The following is a 24,053-nucleotide window of genomic DNA, read 5'->3' on the forward strand; positions in this document are numbered from 1 at the left end:
GTGCAGAAGAAGGATAGTCTAACGAAGAGAAAAAACGAGATAAAAAAGAACAGAGGCTATGAACGGGCCAAGCAGCATCCCATTTCCTTCACTGGTCCTGCGCCGGATTTTTTTGAAGGCGCACTACTGGGCAATGGAGGACTAGGTGTTGTCGTAACAACCCGTCCAGACGCTGTGATGCTCCATTTTGGGCACAACAATGTATGGGATATTCGTCTCGCCGAAGAACACCGTGAAGAGCTCATGACTTTCCAAGAGGTATATGACAGATTTGCTGCTCTGCCAGCTGATTTACCGCGATTAACGGATCATCCGTGGTACAAACAATATTGTGAGTTGGCTGGCCAAAATTACAGTAAGGCATATCCCAAGCCCATGCCCTGCGGGTCACTACTGCTGCGGTATGATCGGCGAAAGGCCGAAGTCATCGGCCACACCATGGATATTGCCAACGGCCTTTGCACGATTGATTTCCTGATCGATGGCAAACCTGCTGTATTCGAACTCTTTGTGGAAGGAGCGCACGACCGGATCTGGATGAAGGTAAGTGATACTGCGACGGGTGCTCCGATCCCCTTATTCGAGGAGATCAAGCTCATTCCTGATCCCGAAACACCGCCTGAATTTCCTCAAGCAGCAATCGTAACCAGTGAAATTACGGGTAGACAGTCATTTACGCAAATTTTGCCGCATGTTGAGCATCCCGCTACGCCCTATATCACACATGAAAAAGATAGAGCTTTCCGGCTCGCTGTTCGCTCGTCTGGATTAACAGCAATGAAGAAACATGCTTTGCATCATCAGACGCTCGCATCCAACGGCTGTCCTCTGGGAGAACCTGAACTCGGCTTTTTGGCCTGTGCAGAGCTCTGGGAAGGCCTTTACAGTGAACTCAATATTGAGGCCGACCCGCCAAAACTGTCTTCCTTTAGTCAAGCTAAGGAAGAATCGAATGTAATGTGGCGTGATTATTGGAGCCGCTCCTCCGTCTCTCTGGAAGATGAATTTCTGGAGCGTATCTGGTACCACAATCTTTACTTTTTTAATTGTGCCGTGAGAGAGGGCGTTACCTGTCCAGGCCTATTCGCCAACTGGAGCTACCGTACCATCGGTGCAGACTGGCATGGGGATTACCACATGAATTACAACACACAGCAGCCATTTTGGCTCGCATTCTCCAGCAATCATCTCGACAAACATCTGCCCTACGTGGATATGGTTGATCATGTACTTCCCATCAGCCGAGCATGGGCACGTGATTATTACGGACTAAGCGGAGCTTATTTCCCCCACTCAGCCTATCCTGTTGAGATGTCCATGATGCCCTACCCTGTCCCGCACTGGGGATGGGAAATCTGTGAGACGCCTTGGACCGTACAAAGTCTATGGTGGCACTATCGATATTCCATGGACGAGACGTTCCTGCGTGATCGTGCATTTCAACCCATGAAGGAAGCCGTGCTGTTCATGGTCGATTACATGAATCGTCCGGAAGCACAGGGTGAACGCTGGGGAGATGGTAATTATCACATTTTTCCGACGGTGGTGCCGGAGCTATATGAGATTTCACCCGGCTTTGCCAAAAACAAAGACTGCCTGATCGACCTGACACTGACGCGATTTCTGTTCAATGCGTTCACCCAGGCCTGCGGTGTTCTTGAAAGGATAAAATCCGAGCAGGAACTGCTAGAGAATGTAGAGGAGATTTTAAACCAGTTCCCTTCTTATCCCACAGCCGAATCACGCAACGGTCCAGTCTTTGTGTCGGTGGAGGGGGAAGATCCTGACGTGGTGTATAACGTCCCAATTCCTATTACGACTGTATTTCCAGGTGAAGATCACGGGCTTCATTCGTCAGAGGAGGAATATCAGACCGCAGTAAACTCCTACCTTAACCACCGCAACGAAGGCGGGAATGAACTGGTATTCTTTCATCTTGCAGGAGCCCGGCTTGGCGTGTTGGATCTGGAACGCTTCAAGCGTCAAATCCAGTATTGTCTGCTACCAAACGGTACTTGTACAGATCGGGTCCTGATGAGCGGTGGTCGCTATGCTGACACGGAGAACTTCGATTTCATGTCACGCATGGGCATCTGGTTCGAAAATTTCTCCCTGCCTGCCGTTATCAATGAATGCCTTCTTCAAAGTTATAATGGCACCCTGCGCTTCTTTCCCAACTGGCCGAATGGACAAAAAGCAGAGTTCCATACTCTCCGTGCTGTGGGAGGCTTCCTTGTCAGCGCGGCTTTTGTGGATGGGGAGACGGATTGGATCGAGATTGAGAGCGAAGCTGGTACTTCCCTAACCTTCTATATCCCATGGGCAGAAGGGGCATTGTGCACAGTTTCTTCTGGTGAACAATATATGTTTTCTGGTCAGGTTGGCAAGATCTCAACCGTAGCAGGAGATATCATCTCCATTGTTAAAGCGACGTTTTAGCGTATCTTGTAAAATGTGACCATAAATAAGAAGCGTCCCTGACCATCCCGGGACGCTTCTTATTACCAAATTTACTCTTCAATTACTTGGAAGACCACAGTTCCATACGCTGAGCATATTTCTCGTTAATGATATCTTCCACTTTCTCATCGCCAGCCTTCTTCATATCCTCCAGCATCTTGTCAAATACGGAGTTGGCTTCAGCTTCACTTGGAGCAATAATGGCTCTCGTAATGCTCTGATCCATAATATCCTTCACCTTCTGGGCCGTCAGTGCTTGAGGTGTTCCCCCATCCGGATTCAGGTTATCATACTGTGCTGTATCCCATACGGAATCACCAAGACTCTTGAGGGCCAGTTCATCCACTTCACTGCGTTGGAATTTAACGGCCATGTCGTACGGCTGTCCATTTGGATCCAGGCCATTTTTGACAAACCATAACCATTTACGAACGCCACTTTTCTTCACCGTATCATCCCAGTTATCCTTGAAGCTTTTCAGGAATGCAGGGTCCGGTTGTCGCTTGCCATCCACCATAGTGTATTGCTCGCCTTCCTTGCCCCACAGCAGCAAATGCTGTCCTTCATCACTCGCCAGATAATTAAACAGCTTTATGGTTTCTTCCGGGTGTTTGTTGTTTTTGGTAATCGCAATGGCATCCCATCCAAGCGAGCTTCTTGGGCCAAATGTTGTTTGAGCCGGGTCTACACCTGGAGCAACAACCTTGTATGCGAACAACTGATTCTTTTCCCCGCCATCTTTCTTCAAGGCTCCATTGCCGTTACCTGGGTCCCAATAGGCACCTGGTGTAGAGAATACTGCGCCAGTCGTCAGCTTTTGAATCCAAGTCTGTGTTTTGCTGATCGCAAATTCCTTCTCAATCAGACCTTCTCTATATAAGCGATTGATATATAACAGCATCTCGCGATATTTGGGGTCTTTAACATCATATTGCAGACGTCCATTGTTGTCATAGTAGGCTTTTAAGCCCCACATGCCTTTGAATGTTCCCAAATTCGCGCCCATGTTCTCACCGTTCATCGTCATGGGAATGGACTCTTTGCCATCAATCGTGTTGTATTTTTCTTTAAAATTTTTCAGGAGTGCTTCAAACTCATCCGTTGTAAGTGGCTTTGAACCATCTGCTTTGTCTGGAAGAAACTCTTCCAGTAGGTTTTGTCTCATCAGCATACCGAAGACCGGATCAGTGTCGAGTCCATACCAGTTTGCCAGATAGTAGTTCTTGCCGTCTGTATAACGTGTTTTGGTCAAGGTTTCGCCATACATCTCTTTCAAGTCAGAACCATACTTTTCAATTAACTCATCCAGTGGAATGAATGCACCGCTTGAAATGTACTTATCAAGTGAAGCGTCTCCCCGACTCATGACCACCACATCCGGATAGTCACCACTGGCGAGCATCAAGCTTAGTTTTTCCGTTGGATTACCTGTTGGTTGTTGGATGGAGATCTCTATGCCCGTCTTTTTGGTAATTTCCTGGGCAATTGCATCGGTAAATGGTTCTCCTTTGGTATTGCCATCAAACCACGTCAGCGTAATCGGCCCTTGTTCCCCATCTTTACCCGCTGTATTATTCTCCCCATCATTGGAGGAGCAGCCCGCAAGCAAACCAACGACTAATGCAGCCGTAATTCCCATGGTCATCCATTTTTTTGTCTTTATCATTGACACCCTAATTCCTCCCAATGAATAAATTCCTGTAGTGCTAGATTGAGCATTTCCAAAACGATCTTTGCCCACCCCCTTTCAGGGAGAAGCCACCGGACAAGCCTTCCCTGCAACCGGATCACGGAATAGATTAACTCTTAACAGCTCCCAAAGTCATGCCTTTAACAAAGTATTTTTGCAGGAACGGGTACACCATAACGATTGGTAAGGTGGCCACCATGGTAGCAGCCATTCGAATGGTATCACTCGAAACAGCATTTCGTTTAGCAGAGTTGGCCAGCATCTGCGATTGTGAAATCATGCCGCCAGTCTGAAATTGATTCAAGATTTTGACGAGCACGGCCTGCAGGGTCTTCAGGTCCGAGCTGTAGGTGAACGCATAGGAATCAAACCAGGCATTCCAATGCCCAATCGCTTGAAAAAGTCCTATTGTGGCAAGTACAGGTGTTGTCAGCGGCATCACAATCCGGAAGAAAATCGTCAGATCGTTAGCCCCATCTACCCTTGCCGATTCTTCAATCTCATGGGGCAGCTGCTCCATAAAGGTACGGACAATAATCATATAGAAGACATTCATCAAACTTGGCAAAATAAACACCGAAAATGTATCGATCATGTTCAGTGCCTTAAGCACCATGTAGAACGGAATGAGTCCACCACTGAAATACATGGTAAAGATAAAGTACAGGTTCCAGCCTTTGCGGCCAACCAGATTCCGCCGACTTAGCGGATACGCAAGCATCGTAATGACGAGAACCGATAGCGGTGCGCCAATCAGCGTCCGTTTGACGGTTACCCACAGCCCGTTTAAAATCTCACTATCTTTCAAAATCTGCTGATAGCTGTCCAAGGTCAAGTCCCTGGGCCACAAGTAAACGCCGCCCCGTACCGTATCCTCCGCGCTGTTCAATGAAAGAACGAGTATATTCCAAAACGGAAGAAATGTAACCAGTAATACGAGAATAAGAATGAAATACACAATAATTTTGAAAATACGATCCCCGAATCTGTTCAGAATCATCACAAGCGCTCCCCTCTGTCTTTTGTAGTTAGAACAACGCCTGGTCGTTCACTTTTCTGGAAATCCGGTTCACGATGAGGACAAGAATAAAGGCAACAACGGATTTGAACATCCCCACGGCAGCACCGTAAGAGAACATGCTGTTCTGTAGTCCGTATTTGTAAGCATAAATATCAATAACTTCGGAGTATTCAAGCACGGTATTATTTTGCAGCAGGTATTGCTGTTCAAATCCTGCATTCAAAATGCCTCCAACCGCGAGAATAGCCAATATGACAATAGTAGGGCGCATGGATGGCAGCGTTATATGCCACATTTGCTTAAATCGGCTGGCTCCGTCCACCCTGGCCGCTTCGTAGAGCTCCGGATTAATGGAAGCGATTGCGGCGAGATACATAATGGCGCTGAACCCCATCTCTTTCCACATGTTCGACAATGCGATAATCCACCAGAATAGAGGCCCGTTCTGCAAAAATGCGACTGGTTCTTTGACAATGCCCAGCAGAACCAGAATATTGTTAAGCATTCCATCCGAAGCAAGCAGCGTAATTACAATGTTGGCTGCAATAACCCATGAGATAAAATGCGGCAGATAAGAAACCGTCTGTACAAAACGTTTGAAAAATCCCTGTCTCGCTTCATTAAGTACAAGCGCGAGAATGATTGGCGCAGGAAATCCGAAGAACAGCGTCAGCAAGCTTGTCGCAAGCGTATTACGCATAACCCGATAGAAATCCCCTGTTGTAAAGAAATACTCAAACCACTGGAAACCTACAAATTCGGCATGGAAGAACTGGTATAAAAAAGATCCCCCACCCGGCTGATAATTCGTAAACGCCATATACAGTCCGAACATCGGACCATAGGAAAATAGCAATGTCGCAATGAAGGCAGGAAGCATAAGCACGAATAACCATTTTTGCTCTTTTAGTCTGCTTATCAGATTATTGCTCCTGACTGTTTTGATAGCGCTTACCTTATGCATTAAGTACCCTCCCTTTTTCTATACAGCAGCATGGCCGGCCATATCTTGATTCAACTTCTCTCCTATTTATCATAAATTTGACGCAGATCGCTTGCCATAGTCGAATTCTCCGAAAGATACCGCTTTTTAAAGATGTTTTTGTAAAAAGAGAGGATTGGTTTTCCATATTCACTCTGCTATGATGAATTGTGCAACGAATAATCAGTCAAGAGAGGGCTTCCAAATGCGCCAATTCTATCGAAAATACATATACATGCCTTTTGTTAACCTGAGCTTTCGTTCCAAACTATTTATGGTATTTGTACTCGTCACCATCATTCCAATGATGTTATTGGTTTATTTTTCCTATGAACTTACCAAAACGAAACTTACCGAGCAGATCTACATCAACATGACGAACTCCACAGCTCAGATCACTAAAAATCTGGAGAATAAACTGGATAGCTACGAACATATTTCCGCCTCCATTTATTTGGATAACCGCCTTGCCAATTACCTTACGAACGAGTATCAGGATGATCCGTCTTATTTGGATGTCTATAATTATATTGGCAATCGAATCGACACCGTGATGGCTGCCTACCCCGATTTTGATAGCGCATTCATTTATTCGGACAATCCATCTCTGCCCAAAGACAATTATTATATCCGGCCGATTACACCCGAAGTTCAGAACACGGAACTGTTCCACAAATTGAAACAATCCTATGGGAACATTATTCATCTCTCATCGCCGCAGACAGAGAATAGTCCCGCCATGTTTACGCTTGCCCGGCTGCTGAACAACAACAGTAATCAGTATCCCTACGGAATGCTGGTCTTTCAAATTTCCGAGTCTGTCATCTACTCTCTCATGGAAAAAGAAGCAGGCGGCAAAGATATCTTTATTATAAATGACAAGGGCATTATTCTTTCTTCAGCGGACAAACAGTTAATCAATACAAGCTTGCCCGAATTGCTTCATCAAAATTTTGACGAGACGCCTTCAGGCAGATTTGATACAACTTATCAAGACGTGAAGGCTCTAGCGGTCTATAACACGCTTAAAAATGGCTGGAAAACGGTGTCCATCTTCCCTTACGACAGTATTATCAAAGATGCCAAATCTCTCTCTCAGCTTATTATCAAAATTTCACTGGGCTTCATCGGCGTGGCGCTGTTGCTCATTTATATTACTGCATCGCTGTTCAGCAAACGTATCAGGACGTTAATTCGGATGATTCGGCGCATTGAACGGGGGGATTTCAATCCTACCCATGAGGAACAAATGGGCAATGATGAGATAGGACAGCTTCACTTTGCATTCGAACAGATGACAACCCGGTTGAAAAGTCTGGTTACGGAGGTCTACCAGAAGGAGCTACAGAGTAAGGAAGCCGAGCTTGACCTGCTTCAAGCTCAGATCAATCCTCACTTTCTGTATAACACACTCGGCTCGATCTCCTCTCTGGCCGTAAAGCATCAGGATCCGCAGATTCAGGATATGGTCCTTCATCTAGCCAAGTTTTATCGGATATCCCTGAATAAAGGAAAGAGCATCCTGACCATCAATGAGGAATTGAAATTGACGCAGAGCTATAATGCCATTCAGCTTATTCGATTTAAAGGCAAGCTGAATATCACCTACACGATAGATCAATCGATCTTGCCCTACTCGACCGTAAAGCTTGCGTTACAGCCTTTTGTGGAGAATGCAGTGATTCATGCACTTTGGAACCAGGATCGGCCCCTAAATATCCATATCAAGGGCGTCATCGAGAACAATAGTATCATCTTATCTGTTATAGACGATGGAATGGGCATGCGGCGTGAGACGCTTCAGTCTTTGTTTGAAGAGAAAGAAGGACGCGGCTATGGCATTTCAAATGTGGATCGGAGAATTAAGCTGAAATTTGGTGAATATTACGGTGTAAAAGTGTACAGCAAACTAGGCATGGGAACCACGGTCCAAATCCGTCTGCCACAAAAAGAGATCCAATAAAAAAGGAGTGCAATGCAGCCACTATTGGCTTGCAAAGCACTCCTTTTAAAACATTCTACAGCATCCTTTTATACCTGCTCACGGATACGATACACCAAGCTATCGAAATCGCCACGTAGAGGCAGCTCCACCCCGATGTTCATCAGCGCACGGCCACTGACCGATAATCCCAGCTCTTCAATGAGATAGGTCTTGTTAGCATGAAGACCTGCCAAACGGAGTCTAGGCAACGGTTCACCCAGCTTCTGCGAGTGAAGAAAAGCGAACAGCACATGATCACTTCCTGCAGCATCGCTGTACTGGACAGCCGTAACCCCCTTATGTCGAAGCGCAGTCAGGCGGAATTGTCTGCCGAATTGCACGAGATGGCGAATGGCTTTGTACTGACCGATGAATTCCCCGGACTGCCCAATCCATTCATCACTCCACTCGTTCAGATTGGAGCCAATACCAAGCGTGCCCATCATTGCACTGTGGAAACGATACTTCAGGGAGACGTTTCGACCGTTCATTCCTGTAGGTGACTCAGTTACCCAACAGGTCATCATACGTGGTGCGTACGTATAGGAGAAGCCTTCCTGAATGCTCAGACGGTCGAACGCATCCGTATTGTCACTCGCCCAGGACTGGTCGGCATAACGGAAGATGCCCAAATCAATCCGCGAGCCACCTCCTGCGCAAGTCTCAAACTCCACATCCGGGAACTTGGTTCTCAGCTGTGCCCAGATATCATAGAGACTCTGGACATGCCTTACCCATACTTCTTTCTGGCGGTTAATAGGGTGCCCCTTCATGCCTGGCTCCGTGATGGTCCGGTTCATGTCCCATTTAATGAACTTAATCTCATGGTTGCCAAGCAGTTCGGTCATAAAATCGATAATGTATTGCTTAACCTCCGGCTTGGAAATATTCAGCAGCAGCTGATTGCGAAGCTCCGTACGTTCCCGGGTCTCAAAATGATATACCCAGTCTGGATGTGCTCTATAGAGATCACTATCTGGGTTGACCGACTCCGGCTCTACCCATATGCCGAACTCCATCCCAAGTCCGTGAACCCGGTCAATCAGCTCAACAAGTCCGTTCGGGAACTTCTCCATATTCACGTTCCAGTCGCCCAACCCCGCTCGGTCGGAATGCCGCTGTCCAAACCAGCCGTCATCCACGACGAACAGCTCCACGCCCATCTTGGCTGCCCGCTCGGCAAGCGCCATTTGGTCCTGTGCGTTAACATCGAAGTAGGTAGCTTCCCAGGAGTTGTACAGCACTTTCCCGATTTCACTGCGAGGCAGTATGTAATTGTATTGATATTGATGCAAGCGGTGGCTCATTCCGCCAAAGCCTTCTGGGCTGAATCCGCCGACAAAGACAGGCGTCTCAAACGTTTCGCCCGCACCCAGCAACCATTCATTGTCAAAATCATTGATGCCACCTGTTACCCGCACATGCGTGAATGGGGTCTTCTCCGCAACAATCTTCCAGTTGCCGCTCCAGGCCAGAGCACCAAACCATACCCCGCCGCCGCTTTCTGTCGAAAGACCATCATCAATCGCAAACCATGGGTTGGCATGACCGTCCGTGAAACCTCTCCGCGATTCAAGTATCTTTTTCCCCTCTGTCAAAATGGTATTACGCAGTTGGAATTCACCCGACCATTTCCCCGTAACATGCGTCAGGCGGTAATCCTGGAGATATGGAAATGTCCAGGCTGCGGATTGCATGCTTTCCAGCACGATATCCTCCTGTCCCGTATTTACGATATTGGCGTAACGCTCCACCAGGTCGAATTCCGGAATGACCCGATATACCAGCTGCGTTTCAAGTGCATACACCTGATCCTTCAACGTGATGATCAACGTCTGTCTGCCATCCTGTTCAATGATCTCATGACGGTCATACCTTACCTGAAGATCGCGGACACCATCAGGCATACGCAGTTTCAGAGATGGCTCTGTATAAGATGCTCCTCCCCAGAAGCTATATTCCTCCATCTCTCCTTCCACTTCCGCATCAAAAGAGCTATGGGATTGTAGATGGAGCAACGGAGCGCTGTCCGCGATGTCTACGGGGTCACCCCAATACAGATGCTGGAGGTGTTCTCTCTCATTGATTCCGAAAATGTAGGACGAATTTTGCGTCTGTATTGCAAATATACGTAGTTGTTCATTATATTGAATCGTCAAGTTTATCATCCTTTCGAGTTCCAGTTACCCTCGTGCTGTGTGTTGTGAACATACCTATTATTGTAGGAAGCAGGAGTTAAATTAGCCATATCGCATTCTTACAATCCATAGGGGAAATCATCTCTCATTTCAAATTATGAAAATAAGGCTGCGATGCAATTCGCAGCCTTAAATCTTACTTCAAAATCAGGTTATAGATGACCTGAGCCGCCTCTGCACGGGAAGCTATCCCTTTAGGCACAAACTGCCCCTGTCTTTGGCCTTGAACTAGTCCTAGTTTGGCTGCATCCTTTACCGAAGCAGTTGCCCATGAAGAAACCTGAGCCATATCTGTAAACAAGATGTCTGTAGAACCAACAGGCACTTTCCCATCATTCAGTTTGTATGCTTTCATCAGCATCACCGTGATTTCCTCTCGGGTAATCCGTGCGTCCGGCTGGAAACTGGTTGTGCTTCGGCCGTTGACAATACCAGCTTGGGTCGCGATCGCGATAGGTTCCGCGTACCAGGCATCTGTCGCTACATCTGTAAATTGTACTTCCCCTGCTACGGTCAGTCCCAGAGAATGAACGAGCATGGCGGTGAATTCAGCGCGAGTGACTGCACGTCCTGGCTCAAATTGATCTTCGTTTGTGCCTTCAACATACCCCTTTGCTGCTAACTCCTTGATTACAGAGCTAGCCCAATGATTGGCCGGAACATCGGCAAACGTCCGATTCAGTTCCAGAACGGCATACTTGCTGAAGTGGCTCACTTTAGTCGTTAATACGCCATTCACGTAATCCGATTTGAGAAATTCCAATTTCCCATTTTCGTTAATATAATAAATCCCTCCCTGTGAAGGGTCGAAGCCTTCAGCCGCTTCCAGACTCAGCGTAACCGGATGATCGAACGCAGAGAGTGTTTCGGTTGTACCAGATTTAGTTGTTACCGAAAGGCTGAATTCATAGATTTCTCCCTTAAGGGAAACCGTTGCCCGGGAAGATGATTCCACTGCAGCAATGACCTCCTTGGCCTTGCTGCCAAGCGGAACCATTTTCAAGGAAATGGTACTATCTTCCTGTTGCCCCGCTGGTAGCTTGCTCAACAGCTGCTGGAACAAACTCGCAGGTACTTGCAGGGTTAATATGCCTGATTTCACTTCCAGTGCACGGTCGCCGAGCTGGCGTAAAACATCAGATGACAATTGTAGCTCCTGAGTACCAGCCTTTATGTCCACAACGGCTTTCCCTGCCCCACTGTCCACTTTCAGCATATCGGCTGTGATGACCAGTTTTGCTGTATCGTTCTCCGGGGTCGAGCTATTTCCGGAGTTCCCGCTAGTATTATTGGTATTGCCATTGTTGCCAGGGTTGCTTGGATTACCTGGGTTGCCTGGGTTGCCTGGGTTGCCTGGATTTTCCGGATTGACTGGTTTTTCGGTCAATTTAACCAACTTCGATTCAGCCGGTCCAAGCGAGATGGACCATGAACCCGTGGCTGACGAAGATTCACCTGTCCACAAATCTTGTAACGTGTAGGATTTGGATTCATTCAATCCGGCACGACCCAAATTAATCGTTTTGTTCGCTGAACTATTGGCGCTGTAATTAAATACGGCAAGGTAATAATTATTGCCGTCTTTCAGAACAAACGTATCCGCAGCATTTGCATTCGTATTCCCTTCAAGCGGCTTGAATGCTTTTCCTTTCAGCGCCACCTGAAGAACATCCGTGTTATTGTACAATGCTGTCATGTATTCCTGTGCCTTGGGATCGTTCACATCATCGGAATCCATCATCACCGTGCCGGCAATCACACCGGAATTTACCCGACTACGGGCTTCCTCCAGGCTTGAAGCACTGCTTAATGCCAAATGATCTGGGTCTGTATAAGAATAGATCGTTCCATTTTGCCAGAAACCATATGTCAATGAATTAAGCATGTACTCCGTCTCATTGATTTTGCCATAGGTGTCACAAGAGATCCGTCTGCTATGCGCGTATTGACTTGGAAAAATCGGAGCAATGGACGCACTAATAAACATTTTCCCATCCAATCGATCTTCGACATAACGCATCCCTTCATTGTATGCCTGGATTCCTGTCGTCACGGTAGTGTCATAGTGTTGGCCTTCCAGTGATCCATGGGTCAGGAAATCCAGTTTGATGAATGTGAATCCAAGTGATTTAAACTTATCCAGAAAATAATTCATACGCATTTGACTCCCCGGATGTGTCACATCCAGTGCATATGCTCCATCCAGCGTAGGCAGAGGTTTCCCCTGAGCATCCTTGAGCACAATATCACCATACGTATATTGCCCGTTGGTACCATCTACTTTTTGGCTCATATCGTTGCCCCAATACACAAATGGTCCCCAATAGATGCCTGCATGCTGACCATTGTCCTTAATTACAGATACGGCTTGGGCAAGCTCTGCATCACTTAGATTATCCCAGTAGGAATCCATATTAATGAATACATTTCCGTTATTGTTGAATTTCTTAAGGTTATTCTTGAAATAATTGGACACATCCACTACGTTCTGATACGAAAGCCCGCTGTCATAAGCTCCCCAGCTATTCCAACCTACTGGAACACCTTGTGGCAGCTCCGGATTCAACGCCAGCGGAGGTGTAATAATCGCATTGGCTTTACCGTATTCTTCAAGCCCTGTGCGGTAATCACTGAAACCACCTACCATAATCAGCGGTGAGGACAGTTCAGTACCGGTCAGGCTGCCATGTGGTTGGGTATCGCGAGTAACGTCACTCGCTGCACCACCATACACAGCAAATTCATTCAGACGATTAGCTGAGCCTTTCCAGTCAATACCGGTCTTCCAGGTATCATGGGTTACTGAACCGATCACCAGACCGTTACGAGTTGAGTTATTGAATACCGTCGTCATCTCGTAGCTAGTATCCGCCCGGTTCATCGTTTGAGATTTATAGCGAATCCAGGCGTCATTGTCAAAAGGTACTGTCAGTACACGATTATCCGAGCTGACGCCGATATCCACACCACCCGTATTTTTCACAGTAATTGGTGACATGTAATTACTCTGGATCTCTGTGTCACTGAAGGCATCCAGACGGTTGAGGAAATACGATTTATCTTCATAAAACCGATAGACCTGCTTCAGGGTTGGTTTGCCAATTGACGTATGAACAAAGTTCAACTCAATGCCTTTGCCGAATCCATCCTGAATCTCCACAGGTGTTCCACCGCTCTTATGACTCTCATAACCTTTGGTTTCCACAAGGCCGTCACCAAGTTTAATGCTGCTGAAAATCCCCCGCATCTTCTGCCCTTCTGCCCAGCTATAGCCGACGAATCCAGTCTGGGTATTATAAGACACTTCGTATTGTCCGTTCGATACCAGAAGGCCATACGTGTAATCAGTCACCGTGATATCCCCGTATTGTTGCGAGTCACCCGGTGTTCCCAGATCGTCATCTCCTTCACCTGGATTTTCGGGTTCTGTCTCTATCGCAGGCTCTACGATAATTCGGTCCAGATCGGGAGAATAGCCATTGTTATCTGAAAAGGTAATCGTATTCTCGCCCTCAGTTAATGGGAGGGTAAGATCATACGTACCTACCGTATCCCAATCCGGGGTTTTAGGCAGGTCGTGGAACTGTTCTTCCCCATCATTCGCATGGACATAGAAACTCCGCGGATCACCGGAAAAATAATCTACCTTAACGCGGTAATCACCTGTCATTGGGGCTATAATTTTATTGAACGTCAAGGAGCTCCCGCCATTCAGGTAGCCGACCTTTTTGCCTCCGGAAGCATTCGGACTCTCTGTTACACGCGCTTCACCAGTCAGTGTATTGCCCGAATCTTCGGCTTCATAGCTAAGCGTATACGGGATTACTTCAATTCGGTCAAAATCGGGGGAGTAACCATCATGATCCGAGAACGTAATGGTATTAACTCCCTTATCGAGGGAAGCTTCTGCATCATACGTGCCTACCGTATTCCAGCTTGCCGTTTTGGGCAGATCAATCATCTCATCCGTCTCATTGTTCACCTGCATATAGACAGGTCGCTGGTCACCAGAAATATAAGATATTCGGATCAAATATGTACCATCTGCCGGTACAGTAACATTCGTAAATTGCAGTGAACTGTTTTTGTTCAGATCCGTTACTTTTTTCCCGCCTGAACTGATACTGCTGTCCACCACTTTGGCATTGCCTTTCAAAATATTGTCGGCTGCTTCTGCCTCAATGATTGCACCATGCAGATTTTTCTTCCAGCCGTCTCCGCCACCTTCTCCCGGGTGGTCACTGTCCAAACCGCGGATCACAATCTTGTCGATGTCGGGAGAATACCAGTTGTTGTCATCAATCAGGATTGTGTTGGTACCCGCGTTCAACGCAAGAGTCACATCATACGTTCCCACCGTATCCCAGTCGACTGTCTTGGGCGGTTCTTCAAATTGCTTCTCCCCGCCATTCGCACTAATATTAAACGGCCGCGAATCACCTGAAATGTAGTAAACGGAAATCTTATAATTTCCTGTCTCACTTACAGTAACATTGTTAAATTGCAAGGAACTGCCTTGGTACATGCCTCCGACCTTTTTGCCGCCTGAAGCCGTCGGGCTATCAGAGATTTTCGCGTTACCAAGCAAAATATTCCCCTCGGCCTCGGCTTCATAGGTATTCATATCATCGGCGTGAGCTGTTCGGACGAACTGGCCCCCGCCAACTACCAAGCAAAAAATGATAAAGAACACAAATCCTTTTTTCATAATCCGTCCCAACATAACATGCCTCCATTTTCTTATGATTGAGTTAGGTCTCCATATGCCTATCCTGCGGCGGTTCACAGCCATCATCTGTAATCGCTTTCATAAAGAGCTGTTAAATCCCCTCTCTCCTCCTTCCTTTCCTATATGCCTAATTGTAAAAAGGAGGAGGGGGATGTTCCATACCACATTGTTACTATTCATACAGGAAAGCCTCTTTCATTCGCCATATCATGGGTTAATAAGAGGGAGCCTATCCAAATCATGTTCAAGGAAAACGGGAGGATCATGATGTTACCAGACAGCCTGTATCTTCATATACTTTTCCTGTATTCGTTGGGTGTTACGCCCTCTGTCTTCAGGAAAAGAGATATAAAATAAGATGAACTTTCATAGCCCACGTTCTGCGCGATATCGTGAATCTTGAGCGAGCCATCTGCCAGCAGTTCCCTGGCTTTATCCAGTCTGATGCGTGTCAGATAATCGTGAATGGTCATACCTGTTTTGTCCTTAAAAATGGATCTCAAATAGTTTGGTGACAAATAGACCTGATCAGACAGGCTGTTGATGGTAATCGGCTGATTGTAATTCTGATCGATGAGAGTACGGACCTTGTGAATCAATTTTGCATTTTTGTCCATAAACCGCTCACCCAGCATACTCACGGCATCTTCCGCAGTACCGAGAATCAGATCCTCGATCTCATGCAGAGTCAGTGCATTATAGATGGAATGATACAGCTCTGCCCGCTTCGGAACAGGTTTATGAAGTTGCTCCAGCAGCTCATTAACGAGATCTATCGACCAGTCGCAGATCATTTTCTTCTTAACTCGCAGTGTTGCCAACCCCTCAATATACCCGTGCAGCTTCTGTGCCGCCCATTCAAAATCCAGTCGGTTAATGGCCTCAAACCATTCCTTTTGTTCAAAAGGGGGCATATGCTCCGTATAAAACTGGTTCGAAAGCGACTCCGCATGAATAATGGTGCCTGTACCTTCATAGAAACGCTCATTCAAAACGATGCGTGTCTGTTCGTACAGACAGTGAATATGGGATAACTCTGTCTCTTGTCCTCCTACAGCTGCCGTCACCGTAAAATCGAGGGCACTACGAATAGCCTCAGCCAAGTCTTCCCACGCATAATGTCCCGGCTGCTGGGCCGCTTCCATAAATACACCCGTCTCTCCTTCCTTGTAATCCACAAAGATCGCTTTCAGGTTCTTCGCCTTGAAGAAATGGTCGAGAAAAGACACCAGCCGTCCTGTACATTCCTCCAGACTTTGCTGTTCCTCTTCAGCCTCCTTGGGATCGATACTGAACAAGGCCATTGCATATCGGGTGGTCTCCGGTTGTCGGGTTAGACGGCTGAAACTAAAAGCGAGATCAAGAGCACGATCCTCATTTTTTTCGTAAGATAACTCCTTCAGGATATTGGCTTTGGCCGCCTCCATGGAACGGTTCTTCATTGCAACTTCTTCACAACGCTGTTTAACTTTACTGATAACGCTTTCAATTTCGTTTAAATCCAAAGGTTTTAGCATATATCCCACGGCCCCTACGTTGATAGCCGATTTTACATATTGAAATTCATCGTGCCCGGTCAGAAACATCACCTGGATCGAGTCGTAGCTCTCATGTATCTTTCTCGCCAGATCAATACCGTTCATTATCGGCATCTGAACATCGGTAAGAACGATATCAGGCTGGGTGGCCTCAATCTTCTCCAAGGCCTCCCTGCCGTTACTCGCCGTTCCCATGATATAGATACCCATCTCTTCCCAACGAATGTAATCCCTCATCATCTCAAGTCCCAGTTCTTCATCGTCTACCAAAAAAATACTGTACATCAACGTCCCCTCCCTTTGTCTCTTTCTGTCTCTATTATATGTTTTTCCCCCCGTTGGACCATGGTCCATATAAATGAAAGTTATTTTCAAGTATAGATCGTTATTTTACCAACTCCAGCTCGCTATTGAAATAGTAACTTTCGCCTGCTTCGGCATGAAGGATCGTTCTATGGTTGCCCCAACAAATGGTGAACGTTCCCGGCGAGAAAGTGTGAATGTTCGTAGAAGTCAGCTTTCCATTCTCCCAGACGATGTCAACCTCGGCATTTCCTTTTGCTCTCAGCCCAGTTATCGAGCCGGTGCTCCATGCCTGTGGAAGCGCTGGGAGAAGGTGGATCTCGCCCGCATAACTTTGCAGCAGCATCTCCGCTACGACAGCTGTACCGCCGAAATTTCCATCAACGACGAAAATATTACTCTCTGCTCCAGCAATTCCGGATTTGGAATAGGTGAACAGATTATCGAAGCACAGGCCGCCGATCAAATGTGAGAGGTGTTTATATGCCGTCTCCCCATCGTGCAATCTCGCAAAACCCAGTCCAAACAAAGCAGCTGTAAATTCAACATCCTCCAGCTCTTCCTGGACCATGCGGTTCTCCAGCGTTACTCGTGCTGCAGTACTGAGTTCCGGTGTATGGTCAGGTGTAATCTGATTGTCCGGATACAGCGCATACATATGAGACAAATGCCGATGCTCCGGCTGCACCTCCTCATAATCCTCCAGCCACTCCTGTAACTGACCTTTCTTGCCGATCTGTAGAGGTGGTAGCTTGCTGATTGCTTCTTCCAGCTTGCGTCCAAGTTCCTCGTCTTTGTTCAAAAGTTCAACTGAATTAAGACAAAATTCGAAGAGCCTGCGCACCAGCATCTGGTCCATTGTTGTTCCCATGGACAGCTGCTGTGCCCCCTCTCTCGAATTATCAGAATAGAAATGATTTTCCGGCGAATTGGAAGGACCCGTCACCAGCCAACCGTTCCGAGGATGCTCACACATGTAGTCCAGATAGAAAGCCGCGGATTCCTTAAGTACAGGATAGGCCACATTCTCTAGGAAAACACGATCCTGACTATACTCATAATGCTCAATCAGGTGTGTAGCCAGCCATAATCCGCCTGTAACGTTCAGCCCCCATGAGGTCTCCCATCCAGGCAACGTAAAGCCCCATATATTGGAGAAGACATGAGCGACCCACCCATCGCATCCATATACATTACGAGCCGTTTCCCTGCCCGCCTGTGCCAGATCCTCAACATACCTAAATAACGGAAGATGGCTCTCTCCTAGATTCGTAATCTCTGTGGGGTAATAATTCATCTGGGTATTCATATCAAGGTGATAATCACAGCTCCAGCCCATTCGGCACGCTTCACCATCATTCCAGATTCCTTGGAGATGGAGTGGCAGCGGAGAGTTCTCGCGAGACCCCGCAATGGTCAGATACCGTCCATATTGAAAAAACAATGAGTACAGCTGCGGATCTTCATCCCCATTACCCTGTTCCAACAAACGAATACGTTGATCTGTAGCCAGACCGGATTTCCCCTTGAGCCCCAACTGAATATCAACCTTGTCATATTGCTTGCCGTAATCGCGGATATGATCCTCCCTAAGCAAGGCATACCCCTTGTTTAAAGCCTTCATCAGCGTATACTCGTTCTCTGTTTTCCAATCCTGATCTGTACGGCGATAATCCGTGCTTACACTAAAATAAATCCATGCCTCATCCGCTCCGGTCACGTTCAATCGACCATCTCTACTTACGATGGTACCCCCGGATACAACCAACTTGACCAAACCCTTGGCCCATACGCCGCAAGTCCCATCACTATGTACATTTTCCGTTGCCTGCCCTTGGAATTCAAGCGTGTTGTCATCTAAGGCTACTACCTCGAATGAGTCCGTGCCTGCCTGCAAGCCAAGTGTAAAGGATACGCAACCCTGAGCATTGCTCCAAATTCTTGAGGCCACTATATCATCGGCGTGAGAAGCGAAAACTTCACGAAGAATCGTGATGTTGTCATCCTTCCAGAACGCCCCGGCCAGCGCATGAGTCAGATCCAGCTCGCGTTGGAAGCTTCCAGCTTCATCAGAACCCGAATTCTTCTTCCCAAAATCAATAACAACATCACATAATCCAAGATGGGTGCCGAAATTACGTTTCTTTGGCTGTAAATGCTGCTTGGCAAGACGGTCTCCTCCATCATAATCCCCAGAGAAAAAATGATCTCGCATCTCTTGAAGTGCAGCCTTGCCTCCTTCGGAAGGGTGCTCCGGATCAATTCGACCCGACCAGTAGGTGACCTCGCTCATACTCCATACCTCTCGATGCGAAGACGCCATAACAACCGCCCCTATTCTTCCATTGCCCAGCGGCAGGCCTTGAGACCAATCCGCTGCAGGGGTTGAATACCACAAAGTAAAATCGTTCATATCATGTCCTCCAGTTCAATAATGATTATCTATACAGATAGACTCATGACCCAAAACAGACAAACGCGCGATCTGTGAGATACAAAAGCGCGCGTTTGACTTTGTTTTTATATTCTAAAACCGTTTACTTCTCTGGGTTATCATTTCTCCCAGGTCAGTTTCCCTTCACGGTCAATCTGAAGATTTTGGATTCCGCCGGTTCCAGTGAGACCGTAAGCTCTCCAGACGTTTCCCCTTGTGAGCCTTCCCACAGATCTTGCAAACTGTAAACGGCATTGGTGTTTAGTCCGGCCCGCTCCAGCGAGATGGATTTCACCGCGGCCTGTGCAGCATCAAAGTTGAAGACGGCGAGATAGAAACTTTTCTCTTCCGACGATTCAAGGACAAACACGTCAGAAGACAGCTTCCCAAAATCACCTTCAACTGGTCGGAAGGTTTTGCCCATACGAGCAACGTTCAAAATCTCCTTGTTACCAAGCCATTCTTTTGCTCGTTCGGCAGCATCCTCTTTGCGGAAGTCATCCCCGAGTAGAAGCACCGTACCGGCAATGATTGAAGCAGTCAGGCGGCTACGTCCTTCATGCCAGCCGGTAGCTTCCTGGTTGAAGCTCTTGTATAACACCGAATGATCCGGATCATTGTAGCGATAGAGCGTATTGCTCATCCACCAACCGTGTGTCAGCGAGTTCAGCATATATTCCGTATCCGCAAGTGTACCGAAGACATCACAGGAAATACGGCGGCTGTGGGCAAATGCATATGGAAATAATGGAGCGATGGACAAGTTTATGAAAAATGGCCGTCCGATTACTTCTGGCGAGAGCTTATGCTGCAAATAAGACATGCCATAGTGATAAGCCGCGATCCCTGTTGTAATATCCGAATTGTGGTGCTGTCCCTCCAACGAGCCATGTGCCAAGAAATCCAGTTTGATATATTCGAAACCTTCCGCGATGAATTTATCCGTGAACCAGTCGATTCTTTGCAGGTTGCCAGGATGTGTCGGGTCTATTGCCAGACCACCGTCTACATCTGGCAGAATTTCGCCCTCACTGTCACGCAGCAGGATATCTGCATAGGTGTATTTGCCGTTCGTTCCTTCGACCGCTTGACTGAACTGATCAGGCCCTCCCCAGAAGGCAAATGGGGTCCAGTACGTTCCCGCTCTATGTCCGTTTTGCCGTACTCGGTCCAGTGCGCTCTTCATCTCTTCCGGCGTGAAATTGTCCCAGAAAGCATCAAAGTTGATATATAACGTATCCTCATTCTCGAATCCAAGCGGCTGCACTTCATTTTTCAGAAAATCGCTGGTCGCTGTATATAGATCATAGTCCAGATCACTCATAGCCGCAGACCAGCTGTTCCATCCGATGGGGACACCGCCCTCCCAAGGTAATTGAGCCTCAATCCAGCTATTAGCCCTACCGTAGGCTTCAAGACCTTCACGGTAGTCTTCATAGAACCCGACGAATACCAATGGAGATTCAACTCTTTTTCCCTTCACATACCCATGAGGCTGGGAATCGCGAGTCAGTTCACCCACCGCACCGCCGTACAGATCAAGTCCCTCAATTTGTCCGCTTTTTTCGCTTTGCATACGAATCCCTGTTTTCCATACCTTATGCGTAAGGGAACCCATCACAATTCCCCGGCGGCTGTCGGGCGCGAACAAGGCTGTCGCCTCATAACTCTCCACATCAAGCGGCGGCTTAACCACCGTATATCTGACCCATTTATCGTTGTCAAACGGAACACGCAGAATGCTTGGTTCATTCTGGCCGGATTCTCCGCCGAGTGATATGGTTTTGGATTGGATGACAGCCATGCGATTCGCCTTAAGCTCTTCATCACCGACTATAGTGGTCTGCACCAGTACATACGGTGAGGATTCATACATATAGAAATGCTGCTCCAGTTGCGGCAGCAACGAGGCTTTATGCAGAACGACCAAGCGGATGCCTTTTCCAAATCCTTCTCGAACAATATCTTCCTGTGCCGTCAGCTCATGGTTCTGATAATGATCCGTGCTGTATTCCCGGCCCTGCCAGCGAAAAGCACTACGAATGCCCTTCACATGGGAAGAATGCTTGCCGATGAAGGACACTTCACCATTTTCAAGATTGATCTCCAGGCTCACGTGGCCATTTGTAACGCTTACAAGATTAACATTCTGTTGCTGCACTTGTACGGCTGTATCGCTAGTTAGCATCATATGCCTCCTTATTGTTGCATGCTGTGCCCTGAGCGGAGCTGATTATGTCTCTCCTGCCCAAGTCTGCCCTCATTATAAAGACCGAATAGAGCATTTTCCATGCAACGATCTTCCGATCCATAACGCGATTTAACTCAACTTAATCTTGTAAGTACGTCCTGCAGATGTAGGGAAACCTATGATATTTGAATCGGTGTCCTCCGTCTCAACCACGCTGCCGTCAAGCGTTACCACAACTGGGCCTTCACCTCTAAGCACGCAGTCCCGGCCCAGATGAGAAGTGATGTACGCTTCTACGAGTTGTCGGTTGTCCCACCGGATACTGACCTCAAATCCACCTCGGGCACGCAGGCCGGAAACGTTGCCCTGTTGCCAAGCATCCGGCAGTGCAGGTAGCAGTTCCATATAAGGACGGTGAGATTGCAGCAGCATCTCGGCTATCCCGGCAGAGGCCGCGAAGTTGCCGTCGATCTGAAACGGAGGATGTGCGCCCAGAAGATTCGGATATACACCGCCATGGTTGTATTGTTCCGACGCTCCATCTCTGACCAGACGCAGCATGTTGGAGAGCAGATGCAGGGAACGATTTCCTTCCCTGAAACGGCTCCAAAGTGCAACACGCCATCCCAGGCTCCAACCCGTGCTTTCGTCTCCCCGCCGCTCAAGGGAGGTTCTGGCGGCGACAAACAACTCTGGTGTCTCTTCGTCCGAAAGCTGTCGACCCGGATACACGCCTACCAGATGCGAGGTATGCCGGTGGTAAATGTCCTCATCCTCATAGTCCTTCGCCCACTCCTGCAATTGGCCATATTTCCCGACTTGCAGCGGCAGCAGACGCTCACGGATGCTCACCAGTTCTTTTCTGAAATCCAGGTCCGTTCCAAGTATTTCCGAGGCTTCAATACAGTTGGTGAACAACTCCCAGATTAATGAGATATCCATGGTTGAACCCGGACTGACCGCTGCTACACCTTCCGCTGTCCGGAATTTATGCTCCGGCGAAGTTGAAGGCGAAGTCACAAGGTGACCGCTACCATCGTCAATGAGCCAGTCCAGTGCGAACAGCGCAGCTTCCTTCATCACTGGATACGCGGAATTCCGCAAATACGTCTCATTTCCGCTGAAGGCATAATGCTCCCATAAATGCTGGGTCAGCCAAATACCTCCCATCGGCCAGAAAGCCCAGCTTGGATCACCGTCACCATAATTGCCCACCGGTGCCGTCTGTCCCCAAATATCCGTGTTATGATGCGTGGTCCAGCCTCGGGTACCATAGTTGACCTGTGCGGTCTCAACGCCCTTCTTCGCCAAATTGCTGATCAAGTCCAGCAATGGCTCATGGCATTCAGCCAAATTGCATATTTCAGCCGGCCAATAGTTCATTTCAGTATTAATATTCAGCGTGTAATTGCTGCTCCATGGAGGACGAGTTACTGCATTCCATATGCCCTGAAGATTCGCAGCCTGCGTTCCCGGACGGGAGCTTGCGATCAGCAAGTAGCGCCCATAATGAAAGAGAAGCTCCACAAGCCCCGGATCCTCCGCCCCATAGGTCGTAATCCGCTGTTCAGTGGACATCTGCTCCGGAGCAGGTGAATTCCCCAGCTGAAGCTTCACCCGATCGAAGAGCAGACGATAATCCGCAATATGGGAGTCAAGCAGGCTGTCATATGGCTTGGCTACCGCCTCATTCAGAAATGAACTTGCAGTGAAGGAAGCATCTTTCCCCTCGACTCCCGGAATGGCATCCATACCATTAAAACTTGTTGCCGCACTGAAATAAAAAGTTGCCGTTGTCGCACCCAATACATGAATTCCACTGCCATCCACAGTTACCTGTCCGTCCTCTGTCTTTACCGCTAGCTGTCCTTCAAAGACCATGCCCTTGTTATTTCCGGGGTCACCGTATCGGATCGGATCGTCGCTTGCAACATAGCTGGGATCGACATGTTCAGGGGCCGTTCCTTCCATAACAAAGCGGCCTTCCCTAACACTAGTCACATGCCGAAGCGGGCTATCCAGTGACGCATGTACATTCAACGCACCTTCCACACTCGCAGCCAGCCGCAGTACAAGTACCTGATCAGGATGCGACGCAAACATTTCACGGGTATATATAACATGGCCAATCTGATATTCAAGGCTGTGCACTGCATGTTCTACATCCAGCGTCCGCTTATAGGAATGGTAGATGTTCCCGTGCTCAAAACGTAGGAGTAAATCCCCGAAAGGCAGGTACGATTGAGTGTAAGGTCCCATCATTTCTCTGGTCAGCGTGTCCGCTTCTGTATAACGTTCCTCCTGTAACAGCTTGCGGACCTTTGGCAGAGCGTCCTTTGCGCCAGGATTGTTGCCGTTCTTCGGATAACCGGACCATAAAGTATCCTCATTTAAGCTGATTTTCTCCTGCTCCACTCCACCAAAGATCATACCGCCCAGACGGCCATTACCAATGGGAAGCCCTTCCGTCCATACATGTGCAGGTTTGTCATATTGAAGTTTCATGTGCACTCTCCCTCATGA

11 protein-coding genes are annotated in these 24,053 nt (G+C 47.7%); 2 read left to right on the top strand and 9 right to left on the bottom strand.

Features of this window, described 5'->3' with window-relative positions; translation table 11 throughout:
• A complete protein-coding gene (locus tag A6049_RS11415) occupies window positions 1-2,439 on the top strand; it encodes a glycosyl hydrolase family 95 catalytic domain-containing protein (protein WP_063564762.1) in 2,439 nt (812 codons plus the stop codon).
• Window positions 2,440-2,521: 82 nt separating this feature from the next.
• On the opposite strand, the gene A6049_RS11420 is transcribed toward A6049_RS11415, so the two are convergent.
• The 3 genes from A6049_RS11420 to A6049_RS11430 form a co-directional block, all read right to left on the bottom strand.
• Window positions 2,522-4,126, bottom strand: a complete 1,605-nt coding sequence (locus tag A6049_RS11420) for an extracellular solute-binding protein (RefSeq protein ID WP_063564763.1) — start codon at window positions 4,124-4,126, stop codon at window positions 2,522-2,524.
• A gap of 133 nt (window positions 4,127-4,259) precedes the next feature.
• Window positions 4,260-5,150, bottom strand: a complete 891-nt coding sequence (locus tag A6049_RS11425) for a carbohydrate ABC transporter permease (RefSeq protein WP_063564764.1) — start codon at window positions 5,148-5,150, stop codon at window positions 4,260-4,262.
• 28 nt (window positions 5,151-5,178) lie between these two features.
• On the bottom strand, window positions 5,179-6,135 hold the full coding sequence (locus A6049_RS11430) for an ABC transporter permease (RefSeq protein ID WP_063564765.1): 957 nt from the start codon (window positions 6,133-6,135) through the stop codon (window positions 5,179-5,181).
• Window positions 6,136-6,358: 223 nt separating this feature from the next.
• Between A6049_RS11430 and A6049_RS11435 the strand changes: the two genes are divergently transcribed.
• Window positions 6,359-8,116 (top strand): cache domain-containing sensor histidine kinase, encoded by a 1,758-nt coding sequence (locus A6049_RS11435; protein ID WP_161490576.1) that lies wholly within the window; start codon window positions 6,359-6,361, stop codon window positions 8,114-8,116.
• Between the two features lie 68 nt (window positions 8,117-8,184).
• On the opposite strand, the gene A6049_RS11440 is transcribed toward A6049_RS11435, so the two are convergent.
• The 6 genes from A6049_RS11440 to A6049_RS11465 form a co-directional block, all read right to left on the bottom strand.
• Window positions 8,185-10,305, bottom strand: coding sequence for an alpha-galactosidase (locus A6049_RS11440; protein WP_095206055.1), 2,121 nt, complete (start codon window positions 10,303-10,305; stop codon window positions 8,185-8,187).
• Between the two features lie 166 nt (window positions 10,306-10,471).
• Window positions 10,472-15,058 (bottom strand): S-layer homology domain-containing protein, encoded by a 4,587-nt coding sequence (locus tag A6049_RS11445; protein ID WP_063564767.1) that lies wholly within the window; start codon window positions 15,056-15,058, stop codon window positions 10,472-10,474.
• A 296-nt stretch (window positions 15,059-15,354) separates the two neighbouring features.
• Window positions 15,355-16,887, bottom strand: a complete 1,533-nt coding sequence (locus A6049_RS11450; protein WP_063564768.1) for a response regulator — start codon at window positions 16,885-16,887, stop codon at window positions 15,355-15,357.
• Between the two features lie 100 nt (window positions 16,888-16,987).
• A complete protein-coding gene (locus A6049_RS11455) occupies window positions 16,988-19,318 on the bottom strand; it encodes a glycoside hydrolase family 95 protein (RefSeq protein ID WP_063564769.1) in 2,331 nt (776 codons plus the stop codon).
• Between the two features lie 154 nt (window positions 19,319-19,472).
• The gene (locus A6049_RS11460; RefSeq protein WP_063564770.1) at window positions 19,473-21,530 is read right to left on the bottom strand and encodes an alpha-galactosidase; all 2,058 of its coding nucleotides are present in this window, start codon (window positions 21,528-21,530) and stop codon (window positions 19,473-19,475) included.
• Between the two features lie 129 nt (window positions 21,531-21,659).
• Window positions 21,660-24,035: a glycoside hydrolase family 95 protein gene (locus A6049_RS11465; RefSeq protein ID WP_063564771.1), complete on the bottom strand. Its 2,376-nt coding sequence runs from the start codon at window positions 24,033-24,035 to the stop codon at window positions 21,660-21,662.
• Window positions 24,036-24,053: the final 18 nt, after the last annotated feature.

The sequence above is a fragment of the Paenibacillus sp. O199 genome, from assembly GCF_001636635.1.
GTDB lineage: Bacteria > Bacillota > Bacilli > Paenibacillales > Paenibacillaceae > Paenibacillus > Paenibacillus marchantiae.

Bases quoted from the DNA above. Each gene is read 5' to 3' on its own strand.
- A6049_RS11420 (WP_063564763.1), bottom strand. From the start codon at position 4,126: ATGATAAAGACAAAAAAATGGATGACCATGGGAATTACGGCTGCATTA.
- A6049_RS11425 (WP_063564764.1), bottom strand. From the start codon at position 5,150: ATGATTCTGAACAGATTCGGGGATCGTATTTTCAAAATTATTGTGTAT.
- A6049_RS11430 (WP_063564765.1), bottom strand. From the start codon at position 6,135: ATGCATAAGGTAAGCGCTATCAAAACAGTCAGGAGCAATAATCTGATA.
- A6049_RS11435 (WP_161490576.1), top strand. From the start codon at position 6,359: ATGCGCCAATTCTATCGAAAATACATATACATGCCTTTTGTTAACCTG.
- A6049_RS11440 (WP_095206055.1), bottom strand. From the start codon at position 10,305: ATGATAAACTTGACGATTCAATATAATGAACAACTACGTATATTTGCA.
- A6049_RS11445 (WP_063564767.1), bottom strand. From the start codon at position 15,058: ATGTTGGGACGGATTATGAAAAAAGGATTTGTGTTCTTTATCATTTTT.
- A6049_RS11450 (WP_063564768.1), bottom strand. From the start codon at position 16,887: ATGTACAGTATTTTTTTGGTAGACGATGAAGAACTGGGACTTGAGATG.
- A6049_RS11455 (WP_063564769.1), bottom strand. From the start codon at position 19,318: ATGAACGATTTTACTTTGTGGTATTCAACCCCTGCAGCGGATTGGTCT.
- A6049_RS11460 (WP_063564770.1), bottom strand. From the start codon at position 21,530: ATGATGCTAACTAGCGATACAGCCGTACAAGTGCAGCAACAGAATGTT.
- A6049_RS11465 (WP_063564771.1), bottom strand. From the start codon at position 24,035: ATGAAACTTCAATATGACAAACCTGCACATGTATGGACGGAAGGGCTT.